10 protein-coding genes are annotated in these 13,010 nt (G+C 61.7%); all 10 read right to left on the bottom strand.

Features of this window, described 5'->3' with window-relative positions; genetic code table 11:
• Positions 1 to 175: 175 nt before the first annotated feature.
• Positions 176 to 2,695, bottom strand: a complete 2,520-nt coding sequence (locus P0D80_RS01725; RefSeq protein WP_408280559.1) for a glucose/quinate/shikimate family membrane-bound PQQ-dependent dehydrogenase — start codon at positions 2,693 to 2,695, stop codon at positions 176 to 178.
• Positions 2,696 to 2,779: 84 nt separating this feature from the next.
• A complete protein-coding gene (locus P0D80_RS01720) occupies positions 2,780 to 3,883 on the bottom strand; it encodes a porin (protein WP_408280556.1) in 1,104 nt (367 codons plus the stop codon).
• A gap of 369 nt (positions 3,884 to 4,252) precedes the next feature.
• Entirely contained in the window at positions 4,253 to 4,873 is a 621-nt protein-coding gene (locus P0D80_RS01715; RefSeq protein WP_408280553.1) for a response regulator transcription factor, read from the bottom strand.
• A 40-nt stretch (positions 4,874 to 4,913) separates the two neighbouring features.
• Entirely contained in the window at positions 4,914 to 5,600 is a 687-nt protein-coding gene (locus P0D80_RS01710; protein ID WP_408280551.1) for an orotate phosphoribosyltransferase, read from the bottom strand.
• 37 nt (positions 5,601 to 5,637) lie between these two features.
• Positions 5,638 to 7,107 (bottom strand): aspartate ammonia-lyase, encoded by a 1,470-nt coding sequence (gene aspA, locus P0D80_RS01705; RefSeq protein ID WP_408280547.1) that lies wholly within the window; start codon positions 7,105 to 7,107, stop codon positions 5,638 to 5,640.
• Between the two features lie 20 nt (positions 7,108 to 7,127).
• On the bottom strand, positions 7,128 to 8,186 hold the full coding sequence (gene pyrC, locus P0D80_RS01700) for a dihydroorotase (RefSeq protein ID WP_408280542.1): 1,059 nt from the start codon (positions 8,184 to 8,186) through the stop codon (positions 7,128 to 7,130).
• Positions 8,187 to 8,213: 27 nt separating this feature from the next.
• Positions 8,214 to 9,467 carry an allantoate amidohydrolase gene (locus tag P0D80_RS01695; protein ID WP_408280539.1) on the bottom strand — a complete coding sequence of 418 codons (1,254 nt, stop codon included), beginning with the start codon at positions 9,465 to 9,467 and terminating at the stop codon, positions 8,214 to 8,216.
• Positions 9,468 to 9,556: 89 nt separating this feature from the next.
• Positions 9,557 to 10,507, bottom strand: coding sequence for a dihydroorotate dehydrogenase (locus P0D80_RS01690; protein ID WP_408280536.1), 951 nt, complete (start codon positions 10,505 to 10,507; stop codon positions 9,557 to 9,559).
• Positions 10,500 to 11,153, bottom strand: a complete 654-nt coding sequence (locus tag P0D80_RS01685) for an iron-sulfur cluster-binding protein (RefSeq protein ID WP_408280533.1) — start codon at positions 11,151 to 11,153, stop codon at positions 10,500 to 10,502. Before P0D80_RS01685 ends, P0D80_RS01690 begins: the two co-directional genes overlap by 8 nt.
• A 265-nt stretch (positions 11,154 to 11,418) precedes the next feature.
• Positions 11,419 to 12,675 carry an MFS transporter gene (locus P0D80_RS01680; RefSeq protein ID WP_132374921.1) on the bottom strand — a complete coding sequence of 419 codons (1,257 nt, stop codon included), beginning with the start codon at positions 12,673 to 12,675 and terminating at the stop codon, positions 11,419 to 11,421.
• Positions 12,676 to 13,010: the final 335 nt, after the last annotated feature.

Below are 13,010 nucleotides of genomic sequence, written 5' to 3'. Positions count from 1 at the left end.
CCGGCTATGGCTTGCACCGCCGTCCCATTTATTGGATCACCGCCGGCGTGACGCCAGAAACCGGATCCAAAAAAAACGGCATGCGCGACGCGCTTCTCGCGCGCGCAGCATGCCGCTGCACCAGCCTGGAGCCTTCCGATACGCCGCACTGAAACAACCCGGCGACGCGTGCCGCTTACTGCTGCGGCAACGCGTAGGCAATCACATAGTCGCCAAGCTTCGTGCCGAACGAGCCATGCCCGCCCGCCGCGATCACCACGTACTGACGGCCGTTGATCGAATAGCTCATCGGCGTGGCCTGGCCGCCCGCGGGCAGGCGGGCCTCCCAGACCTGTTTGCCGTTGTTCACGTCGAACCCGCGAATGTAGTTGTCCGCCGTCGCGCCGATAAACGCGACACCGCCTCCGGTGACGATCGGACCACCCAGCATCGGCATGCCCATCCTGAACGGCAGCGGAATCGGCGAACTGTCGCGCACGGTGCCGATGCGCTTCTTCCACACGATCTCGTTGGTCCTGAGATCGATCGCGGAGATGTAGCCCCATGCCGGCTGCTTGCACGGCAAGCCGAACGGCGAGAGGAACGGGTTGATCACCACGCCGTACGGCAGGCCGTATTGCGGCTGGATGCCTGACTCGGTGCCGCTGCCCTTGGCGCCTGGCACCGGCTCCAGCGGATTGCCGGGGCCGCGCGGAATCAGACGCGAGACGAACGGCAGCGCGATCGGGTTCGCGACGGCGAACTGGCGGTCGGTGTCGACGGCAATGCCGCCCCACTCGAACATGCCCAGGTTGCCCGGGAACACCAGCGTGCCCTGCAGCGAAGGCGGCGTAAACGTGCCTTCATACCGCAGCTTGTGGAACATCACACGGCACACGAGCTGGTCGTACATCGTGGCGCCCCACATGTCGGCGTCGGTCAGGTCCTTCGACGGGCGATACGTGAGCTGCGAGAACGGCTGCGTCGGCGCAACGTGGTCGCCGGGGGCGGCGCCTTGCGGCACAGGCGTTTCGGGTGCCGGCACGACGGGTACACCCGTGCGGCGGTCGAGCACGAACAGGTTGCCGGTCTTGGCCGGCGCGTACACGACCGGCACGGTCTGGCCGTCCTTGCCGGTGATGTCGGCGAGCGTGGGCTGCGACGGCTGGTCCATGTCCCACAGATCGTGGTGCGCGGTCTGGTAGAACCAGGCGAGCTTGCCGGTCGATGCGTTGAGCGCGAGCAGGCCGCTGGCGTAGCGCTCCTGATCCGGCGTGCGGTTGCCGCCCCAGATGTCCGGCGTCGTGACGCCCATCGGCAGATAGACGATGTCGAGTTTCGCGTCGTAGGCGGACGGTGCCCACGAGTTGGGCGAATTCCACGTGTAATGCTCGCCCGCGCCCGGAATGTGATTCGGATCCTTCGCGCCCGGATCGAACGCCCAGAGCAATTCGCCCGTGCGCACATCGAAGCCGCGGATGACGCCCGACGGCTCGCGGTTCGAGAAGTTGTCCTCGACCGCGCCCGCCACGACGATCACCTTGCTGGTGATGATCGACGGCGAAGTGGGCTCGTACATGCCCGGCGTCGTGACCGGCTGGGCGTGTTGAAGGTCGAGGTCGCCGTGGTTGCCGAAGCCCTCGCAACGTTGGCCTGTCAGCGCGTCGAGCGCATAGAGGTGGCCGTCGTTGACCGGCAGGTAGATGCGGCGCGTGCAGGCGGCCGTGGCATCGCTCGCTGGGGTGGTAGCGGCTGCGGCGGCGTCGCTCGCTGGCGGGGCGGCAGTTGCGGCTGCGTCGCTCGTTGGCGTGGCAGCCGCGGTGTCGCTCGTCGGCGCGGTAGCGGCTGCTGCTGTATCGCTCGACGGCGCAACCGCGGGTGCGGCCGCCGTGGCGCTAGCCGACAAATCGACATACGACACGCCGCGGCACGTCACGTGCTGGAACGACGGATCGGCCTGCAGCTTCGGATCGAACTTCCACTTGAGCGTGCCCGTCTTCGCGTCGAGCGCGAACAGAATCTGATGCGGCGAGCATAGGTAAAGCAGATCGCCGATCTTGATCGGGGTGACTTCGTTGGTAATCTCGACAGGATCGTTGGGCCCTTTCATATCACCCGTGCGGAAGGTCCAGGCCACCTGGAGATCCTTCGCATTCTCAGGCGTGATCTGCTGCAACGGCGAATAGCGCGTGCCTTCCTGGGTGCGCCCATAGGCGGGCCAGTCGGCGGCGTCGATCGCGGCGCTGGCGCCGCTCGCGGGCGCAGCAGCGCTCAGTGTGCCGTTGACCTGCTGCGGATCGTTGAAGTTCGCGTACACGAGCACGCCCGCCCATGCCACGAGCGCGACCACGAGCGACGCGACACCCAGCTTGCGCTCGCCCTCCAGCCGCCAGCTCATGAGCAGCAGCAGCCATACGCCGAAGATGACGAGCACACCGGAGCGCGGCGCGAGCGCCCAGAAGTCGGGCCCCGACTCCAGCAGAGCCCAGATCGCCGTGCCGATCAGCACGAGCGCATAAAGCACGAGCGCGGCGGGACTGCGCCGCCAAAGCAGCCAGGCCACGCCCAACAGCACGATGCCTGTGATGAGATAGTAGGCGGAGCCGCCGACCGCGAGCAGCCATGCGCCACCGATCAGCAGATAGAGCGCGGTCAGCACCGTAAAGAGCAATGTGATGACGCCGATCACGCCCCGCGAATTCGACTGACTGGTCATGATGATCTCAACCCTCTTGAGTGGATGCAGCCTGCCGCCAGTACCGACGCCGAATTCACGCGCCGGAGCACGGTAAAAAGCATATCAGAACGTGTGCATCATTCCGACGTACACGCCGGTTTGCGATTCGCCGGCTATCGGGCTCGTCGGCGAGGACGAATCGCGCGGCGTCGCGAACACCGAGAACGTACCGTTCCTGCTGTTGTTCACGTAGGCGACGGTCCCGTAAAGAAAGGTACGCGAGTCTAGGTTATAGGTGGTCCCGAGCGCATAGAGCAAGGCATGGCTGCCAGGATCGTGCGAAGCATCTCCGGTACCTTCGCCTACCCGGATATAGAAGCCCGCCGCCGTCATGGCCCAGCGTGGCGTAGCCTGATAGGTGGCGCCCAGCCAGTAGTGGTCGGCGCTGTCGGCCACGCCTGCGGGCGAATCGGGCGCCGCGTAGTGCGTGTAGGCCGCCTGGATCTTGAACTTCTGCACGCGCACGTTCGCACCGACGAAATACTCGCGCGAGGCCGTGAAGATGTTGGATAAGCGCCCGCTCGAATCGCGTAGCTCGTCGTAGATGCCGCGCACGTCGAAGAGCGGTGAATGGTACGTGAGCATGATGCCGTCCGAGCGGCCGAACTCGCCTTCGGCGCCGTTGTTGAAGCCGCTCGCCTGATTGCCAAAGGCATACTGGCCCTGAACGTCGAAGCCATGAAAGACCGGGCTGTGGTACTCGACGTTGTTGCTGGTCTGCTGCCAATTGCGTCCGCGCACGAGCGAAGCCGACGACACGGCCTGCTGCACGAACGGATCGAATTCCCAGACACCGTCGCTGTCGATAAAAAGATTGCGCCCGGCCTGCAACTGGCCCCACGTCTCGTTCTTGAGGCCTACATACGCGCGGCGCGAGAAGAGCCTGCCGCCGCCAGTCGTGCCGTTCATGATCTGCAGCGCGGTTTCGAGGTCAAACAGTGCGGACATGCCGCCACCGAGATCTTCGGTGCCCTTGAAGCCCAGCATGCTGGTACCCCAATCGCCGCCTTCCGCGCTCCAGCGGCTCGAACTGCCACCCGTGCCGTTGGCAATGTGATTCAGGTATTCGACACCGCCATCGAGACGGCCATACAGCGTCACGCTCGATTGTGCCGAAGCAGCCGTGCTGGCCGCGAGCAGGACGATACCGCACAGTTGATATTTCACGAGAGGTTCCAGGTTGATTCTCCTTTCGTTCTCCTTTCTGCCCGAGCCTCCGCTGTGCTGATGGATAGCGTCGTCAGGCACGAGTCAAAGCCGGACCGCCAACACAATCGCTCCCTCCAATCCTCGTTGTGATTCGCCCGGATCGTTGAGCACTTCCATGACGTACGAAACATGGGAATGCACTCTGAGTCTGCATACTACGAGGCGCAGCGGCCACTTGGTATGACATATTTGTTGTAGCCGGTTACCCTGAATCGCTTGCGGATCTGCTGGAAGAGCCGCAATGGCAATGGTCACAAGAATGGTCACGCCGCGGATGCGCGGGTGCAATGCAGTCCACCTTCAAAAGCCAGGCGGCATAGAACGTCGTCAAGGCGATGTTTCGAGTTGCAGCTTGCTTGCCTGCCTGACCAGAGTGGCAAATGAACCCGCCTGCATTTTTCTCATGATGTTGCCGCGATGCACCTGCACGGTGTATTCGGTGATGCCAAGGATGGCTGCCGCCTGCTTGTTGAGCAAACCGCTCGCGAGTAACGGCAACAGTTCCTGCTCACGAGGCGTCAGCGATCGATAGAGCGCCTGCAGCATCGCTGCCTCTTGCGCCTCCTTGCGAAGGACGTGCGCCGTGGCAAGCGCCACCTCGACCGCGCGTATCAACGCATCCTCGTCGAGCGGCTTGGTGAGGAAATCGACAGCCCCGCTCTTCATGGCAAGGACCGCGGACGGCACATCGCCTCTTCCAGTAATGAAAATAACGGGAATCGAAGAGTCCATGCCGACAAGCTTCTGGACTTCCAGGCCATTCATGCCTGGCATTCTCATATCCACGATCAGACATGCAACGACGTTGTGATGCGGCGTGTCCAGAAACGCTTCGCCAGAGTCGAATATCTGGACATCTCTTCCGTTTGCGCGCAACAGCGCAGCGAGTGCTTCTCGCACGCGTGTGTCGTCGCCGACCACATAGACCAGTTCGCTCGCGCAGTCCATGAAACCCCTCTATCGTTAGCGCGTGCCTCACCCGACAGGCTTAACGCGGCGTCCACACGATTCCGCCATGCGCGTGCGACCACGCGACCGGGTCCTTGAGAAACGCTTCCAGTTCGTTCAACGAGCGTTCGTCGACGAGCCCGTCACTTCTGGCAGCAACGAGCACATCGTGCCAATTGGCCAGCGAATGGACGCTCACTCCCCAGCGGTCCAGCACTCCTGCCGTCGGGAACACGCCGTAGTCGAATACCACGAAGATGTCCTTCATCTTCGCGCCGACTTCGTGCAACGCGCGGCAGAACTCCCGCTTCGACTCTCCCGCAGCCATCAGGTCGTCAATCAACAGTACGCGGTCGCCGGTTTCGATCACGCCTTCGATTTGCGTCGAGAGGCCGAGACCTTTGGCCTTCTTGCGCACGTACTGCATCGGCAATTGCAGGGCGTCCGCAATCCAGGCCGCCATCGCGATGCCACTCGACTCCGCGCCGACAATTGCGTCGATGCCCTCGAGACAACCACGCTCACGCAGCAGTTGCAGGCTTTCGCCGACCAGCGCGTGCCGCAGCTTTGGAAACGAGATGAGCCGCCGGCAATCCATGTAGACCGGGCTAGTCCATCCTGATGGCAGGCGGAATGGTTCATCGACGCGGAACTGAACACAACCGGCTTCGATGAGAGCCCTGGCGACGGTCGTGGTCAGTCCGAGCTCCGTGCGTGAAATCGACATACATACTCCGATACTTGTGTTGGCCTGCGCGTTGAAATCACTTTGCAACGGCATCCTGTTCTGCGCCTGCACCCGCGGCAGCAATCAGATCGACAAGGCTGCCGTAAATGCGGGGCTGAATGAGTGCCTCCGGGCGAAGCGCCTCGTCGAGTTGCGCGCCGGTCATCAACTGTCGACGAAGCACGACTTCCCTGATGGTCGTGCCGTGCGCATGCGCTTCCGCCGCAACGGAGGTCGCATTCTTGTACCCGATGTACGGGTTCCGCGCCGTGGCCAGCGCGAGCGAGCGCTCCATGGTCTCGCGCAGATGCCCGGCATTCGCCGTAATACCCTTCACACACTTGTCAGCGAGCGTGATGCACGCCGCAGTGAGATGTTTGAAACTGCGAAACAGCGCATAGGCGATGATCGGTTCGAAGGCATTGAGCTGAAGCTGGCCGCCTTCCGCGGCAAACGTCACGGTGATGTCGCTTCCAAACACCTCGAACGCCACCTGATTGACGACCTCCGGGATAACCGGATTGACCTTGCCGGGCATGATCGAAGAACCCGCCTGCATCGGCGGCAGGTTGATTTCACCGAAGCCTGCTCGTGGTCCGCTCGAAAGCAGGCGCAGGTCGTTACAGGTCTTCGAGAGTTTCACGGCGATACGCTTGAGCATTCCGGAAATCTGAACGAACGCACCGCAGTCCTGCGTGGCTTCGATCAGGTTTGGCGCTGTGCTCAGTTCGATACCCGTGATCCGTTGCAGCGCTTCGAGCGCCTTCTGTGCGTAATCGGGGTGAGCGGTGATGCCTGTGCCGATGGCGGTGGCACCGAGGTTGATTTCCCGAATCAACGCCGACGCCTCACGCAGACGCGCCATATCTTCTTCGAGCATGACCGCGTAGGTTGAAAACTCCTGACCCAGCGTCATTGGAACTGCGTCCTGCAGTTGCGTGCGGCCAAGCTTCAGCAAACCCGCAAACTCCAATGCTTTTTCATCGAATGCCGCATGCAGTTGCGCCATGGCTTCGAGCAGATGCTCGATGGCAAAGAATGTGGCGATGCGCAAAGCCGTGGGATAAACGTCGTTCGTGCTTTGTGCGAGATTGACGTGTTCGTTCGGGTGAAGATGCGCGTACTCGCCTCGCTTGTGGCCCATCAGTTCGAGCGCACGGTTGCAGATCACCTCGTTGGCGTTCATGTTGGTCGAAGTGCCCGCGCCGCCCTGGATCACGTCCACGACGAACTGCTCATGCAGGTGACCCTCACGTATCTCGATACACGCGGCGACGATCGCATCGCGCAATGTTGGCGACAACAGGCCGAGTTCAGCGTTGGCAACGGCTGCCGCCTGCTTCACTGCGGCAAGTGCGATGATCAGATCGGGATAGCACGAGACGGTCGTCCCCGAAATCTCGAAGTTTTCTTTCGCTCGTAACGTATGCACGCCGTAGTACGCTTTTTGCGGCACTTGTCGCTCGCCAAGAAGGTCACATTCGACACGGAATTCCTGACTGCTCATAGCTCTCTCCGGCGGGTCTTTTAATAGGCGTTCGAGTGGTCGACGAGGCGCCAGGGCAATTCGCCGCCTCCCATCAATGTTTCAATCGATTTGCTGTCACCGAGTTCGACGCTTCGTGGCGCGTCATTGCGTTCCCGCGTCAGCGTCACGGTGCCTTCGTTCGGTGGAAGGCCATAAAAACGGCGGCCGTTATCGCTTGCGAAGGCCTCAAAGCGGTCGAGCGCATGTTCTTCGTCGAACACCGTCAGGTAGGCCTCAAGGGCTGTCGGCGCGCTGAAGATACCGGCGCAACCGCACGCGGCTTCTTTGGCGCCGCGCTCGTGCGGTGCCGAATCAGTGCCGAGAAAAAACGACGGTGAGCCGGAGGTCGCGACACGCCGCAGCGCAAGTCGATGCTGCTCGCGCTTGAGGACCGGCAAACAGTAGTAATGCGGCCGCAGTCCCCCGGTGAACATCGCGTTCCGGTTGAAAAGCAGATGCTGCGGTGTGATGGTCGCCGCGAGCCGGCCACTGGTGTCCGCGTCAACAAGGTCAGCGGCCTCTTCGGTGGTAATGTGCTCGAGCACGACCCTGAGCGCCGGAAACCTGTCGAGCAAGGGCTTGAGCGTGCGCTCAAGGAAGACAGTCTCCTTGTCGAAAACATCGATAGCCGGGTCGGTGCTTTCACCGTGAATGAGAAGCGGCATCCCCAGTTCCTGCATGACATCGAGCACGCTTGCGACCTTGTCGATGCCGGTCACGCCGTACTCGGAATGCGTCGTGGCGCCGGCAGGATACAGCTTCACCGCCGTGAACACGCGCGCCTCGAATCCCTTACGGATTTCCGCAGGGTCGGTGTCGTCACACAGGTAGCATGTCATCAACGGCTCGAATGCAGAGCCTGCGGGCAATGCTTCGAGGATGCGCTCGCGATAGGCTCGCGCGGCTGCTACCGTCGTAACCGGCGGTTTGAGGTTGGGCATCACGATGGCGCGGCCGAACTGGCGCGCCGAAAACGGCAGCACGGTGCGAAGCATCGCGTCATCGCGCAAATGCAGATGCATGTCATCCGGGCGCCGGATGGTAATTGACTGAACCATGACTGTTCCTTGACCTGAGCGGACTCGTTAGAGATGGTCGATGGTGTCGGCAAGCACACGCACGCCAAGCATGAAATCGTCGATGTCCATCGCTTCATGCGGATTGTGGGAGCCGTTCTCGTTGCGGATGAACAGCATGCCGCTGGGGATACCCGCGTTTGCAAACAGCGACGCGTCGTGCCCCGCGCCGCTAGGCACGGTTTCGTAGGGCGTCGCCATGCGCTCGCAAGACGCGGCGAGCGCGGCGCAAATCTTCTCGTCCATCGTGGCGGGCGAAGACTCCAGGCGCCGGTCGAATTCGAATTTCACGCCACGTTCGCGCGAAATCGACGCGCACTCGGTACGCATCAACTGGTAGAACCCTTCGAGCGTGTCATGGCTCTTGCTGCGTGCTTCGAAGCTGAAGTGCACCGTGCCCGGAATACGCGAGATGGAATGCTCGGACGGGTCCGTACCCACGATGCCCGTCGTCACGACGAGGTCGATGCCGCGCTCGAGCAGCACGCGCCAATGTTCGTCCAGCCTGGTGATCAGGTCCGCCGCGGCGAACATCGCATCGTGACGCAGCCAGCGAGGGACTGCGCCCGAGTGACCCGCCTCGCCGACACAGGTAATCCGGTTATGCCGGACGTTGCCACGAATGCCCGGCACCACCCCGAGTGCAATCTTGCGGGCGACCATGATGGGGCCCTGCTCGATATGTAGTTCGAGATACGCTTTGGCGCTGGATTGATCGAAGAGCATTTCCTGAGACGCAATGGCGGCGGTGTCCGCGCCAACCTGCTCCATGTAGCTGGCGAGCGACTTGCCCGAGGTTCGATGCTTGAGTTCGAGATCCTGTGCGGAGAGCTTGCCGAAAAGGGAGCCCGAGCCCATATAAGCCTTGCCGAACCATGCGCTTTCCTCCCCGCGAAAGGCAATGACGCGCAGCGGCGTACCCGACGCTCGACCACTCTGCTTCTGCGCAACCAGGCAGAGTAAGCCCGCGATGATGCCGGCGAGGCCGTCGAAGTTGCCGCCTTGCGGCACCGAATCCATATGCGAGCCGACCCAGACGGCCGGCTGCTGCGTGTCCCTATCGGGCAGACTGAAAATAAGGTTGGCGGCGCGGTCGACATCGACATGCAGTCCTTCCTTCCCGGCAAAGTGCCGCAGGTAATCGGCCGCTGCGGACTCGCCTTTGCCATAGCTGTCTCGCGTGACACCTACACCGTCGGATGAGAGTTCGCGAATATCATCGAAGAGTTGCTGCGCGAGCCCGGTGAGGTCAAGTATTTCCATGATGCCCGTCCATTTGCACAATGTGCCGGTGCTATCCGGCACTTTCCCGAAGGCACTCGGTGAGCGAGCCGCCTTCACGCAACGAGGATTCAGCCTGACTGTTGTGCAAACCGCAGCCAGCGGTCGCTCAACTGATGATCCAGCTTCACCTGGCCGGTCAGGTCCCGAATGCTCTCGACGCCCATTTCCGTGCAGTACGCCTCAAGACCGTCGATGATTTTCTGCATGACGCCCGGGTCGCGGAACGATGCCGTTCCAACCTGTACAGCACTCGCACCCGCGAGCATGAATTCGACGGCGTCTTCGGCGGTCTGGATACCGCCACAGCCGATAATCGGAATCCGCACAGCCCTGTAGCACTGATGAACAAGCCGCACCGCGATGGGTTTGATGGCGGGACCGGACAGGCCGCCCATCACATTGCCGAGCTTCGGCTTGCGGGTCCGGACATCGATCGCCATGCCGAGCACCGTGTTGCCCATCACGATGGCGTCCGCGCCGGCGTCTTCGGCTGCCCGCGCGACGGCCGCGATATTGCTCGCATTGGGCGTGAGCTTGACCCAGAACGGGTGATCGGTGCGCCGGCGAATCGCCGACACCGCCTTGTAGGTCGTATCGGGCAGCATGGCGAACGCCATGCCGTCTGCTTCAAGATTCGGGCACGATATGTTCGCCTCGATCGCTGCCACTTCCGGCAACGACATCTCCTCGCAGGCCTCGGCAAACTCGTCGGCGGTATCGGCTGAAATGGAAACGACAACCGGCGTATCGAACTTCAGATACGGCGGCAGCACATGCTCGCGGTAATACTCGAGCCCCTTGCTCGGGATGCCGATCGAATTGAGCATCCCGCTGTAGCTATCCGCCACGCGCGGCGTGGGGTTACCCGCGCGCGACGTTGGCGACACGCTCTTCACCACGAGCGCGCCAAGACGATTGAGGTCCAGCGCTTCCTGGTATTCAATCGCGAAACAGCCTGACGCCGGCATGACGGGGTTGCGCAAAATCATGTTGCCAACCCGGGCGGTTAAATTAGCCAAATTCCACCTCCCCAACCACCTCGCGGATGGGAAACACTGGGCCTTCGCGACAGACGCGAAGGAATTTGCGGTCACCGTCGCAATCGAACAGCCGCACACATGAAAGACAGACGCCCATGCCGCACGCCATGCGTTGTTCCATGGCGACTTCGGCGGTGATTCGCGGATAGTCGGAAAGGACGCGCTGCAACAGCATCAACAGACGATGCGAACCACAGGTATAGACGGCATCAGGACGCTGCTGCTCGATGAGCTCACGCAGCAGCACCTCCATCGCTTCGACCGAAGACGTTCCGTCCGCATCGAAAACACTGCGGACATCCGCCGTCGTGCCCCGCAGAAACTCTTTTTCCATGAGGTCGGCCGGCGAGCGTGCCGACATGACGGCCGTGATGTCGACACCCGCTTGGGACGCTTCCTTGATGAGCGGAGCCATTGTGGCCAGACCGACGCCACGCGCGACCACGAGAATGCGGCGATAGTTGGCGCTGAAGGTAAAGGTGTTGCCCAACGGCCCGACGATGTCCATGTGACCGCCTTCGAGCAAGGTCGCCATCGCCTTCGTACCAACGCCCGTGACGTTGTAGAGAAACTCGATGCGGTTGTCTTCGGGACCCGCACCATAGACACTCATCGGGCGCAGCAAGAACGGTTCGTGTTCCAGCGTAGTCGGGCATTTGAGCTGGTAAAACTGCCCAGCCTTCGTGATTCGCGCGATGGGCGCGTCTGCTTCCAGACGGATGTACTTGTATCGCTGGTTGACCCAGTAGTGCTCTGCGACTCTGCAACGATAGGAAGCGACAATTGCGGCGTTCTCGACGCCGCACGGGCTTGCTGACATGATGACTCCACTCTTGGATAACGCTGCGGACCGGTCAGGTGAACAGAGCGGTTCGCAGCAAACTGTCTGGTTATTCCAGTTCCGCGCCCTTCAACTCGGGAATGAGAAAGATCGTTGCGACCATGTCGAGCACATAGATGCTTGCGAGCAGGGCAATCGCGAGTTGCAGCGAATAAGCAGCGGCGATACCACCCACGACGATAGGACCCAATCCGCCGACCGCGCGGCCGACATTGAAAAGAACGTTCTGTGCGGTAGCGCGCGCCGCTGTCGGATAGGCCTCTGACATCAGGGCACCGTAGCCGCCAATCATTCCGTTGACGAACATGCCCATGAGCGCGCCGGCCCACAGCATCACGCCTGGGTCTGAGAGCTTCGAATAGGTAATGACCATCGCCACCGCGCCAGCCTGGAAGAGCAGGAAGGTCGGCTTGCGTCCAATGCGGTCCGCCAACTGGCCGAAGATATAGACTCCGACCATCATTCCGACGATGGTCACCGATGTCCAGAGTGCCGACTTGGTGAGGCCAAATCCAAGCGTTCTGGCGAGGTAAGTCGGTAGCCAGATCATGATGCCGTAGTAGCCGAAGTTCTGGACCGAACACAGAATGACGATGCCGAGACTCGTGCGGGCGGTGCGTCCGTCGGCGATGAGCAGCCTGAATGCGTTAGGCTTCCTGGCTGATGTCTTCGCACTCCGCACGAACACTTCAGGCTCATGCAGCTTGTTGCGCACGACCCATGCAACGAGTGCCGGCGCCACGCCGAGTAGGAACATGCCGCGCCAGCCGATATGCGGAAGCAGCAGCGGCGTGAGCAGAGAGGCTGCAAGCACGCCGCTCTGCCAGCCGAGCGCGACATACGACGACACGCGCGCGCGATGTCTTGCGGGCCATGCTTCAGCGGCCAGCGCCATGCCGATTCCGAACTCACCACCCAGACCGATACCCGCGACTGTCCGGTAGGCCAGCAAATCCCAGAAGCCGTGAGCGAAGGCACACATCCCGGTGAAGAGCGCAAAAATCACGATGGTCCACGTCAGAACCCGGATGCGGCCGAACCGGTCCGACAGCGCGCCGAACAGAATGCCACCGCCCACCGCGCCAATCAGCGTCCACGTGACCAGCGCACCCGACTGCTGCGTGCTCAGATGCAGATCCAACGCGATGGCAGGCAACATGAACCCAAGAATGAGCAGGTCGAATCCGTCCATCGCGTAGCCGATCGCCGAACCGGCCAGCGCCTTCCAAGCATACTTGCTGGGACGGTCGTCCGCCCCGACTGGCGCGCTGGCATCGTGCCCTGCCGCCCTTGCATTTGCTTCCATGACTTCCTCCAGTGGAGACTTCCTTTCCTGCGATTCGAAAACGGTCTTTGTGGACCCGTGCGTCAACCACAACGCTACGCGTACAAAAAAATAGACGATCAGCGCGCCTGAAATCATCCCGGACGACACAAATCGGGAAACTCCATGCAATGCGCTGTGTAGTGACGTCCCGGGTCTTGAACTACGTAGAAAGGTGGCTGTCTCGGACGCTGAACTCTGTTGGTTCAGAGACTCGTCTAAATATTTAGACTACGCGCTTTTGGCGCACCCTGCAACGCGATTCCCGTTAGTGAAAACCCGTAAGCGCGAATTGGCTGAACGGCGGTCGCGCCACG

Origin of the sequence: Paraburkholderia sp. RL17-373-BIF-A (assembly GCF_046030175.1) — a bacterium.
In the GTDB taxonomy this organism is placed as follows: Bacteria; Pseudomonadota; Gammaproteobacteria; order Burkholderiales; family Burkholderiaceae; genus Paraburkholderia.
This window is presented reverse-complemented; position numbering and strand designations above follow the sequence as displayed.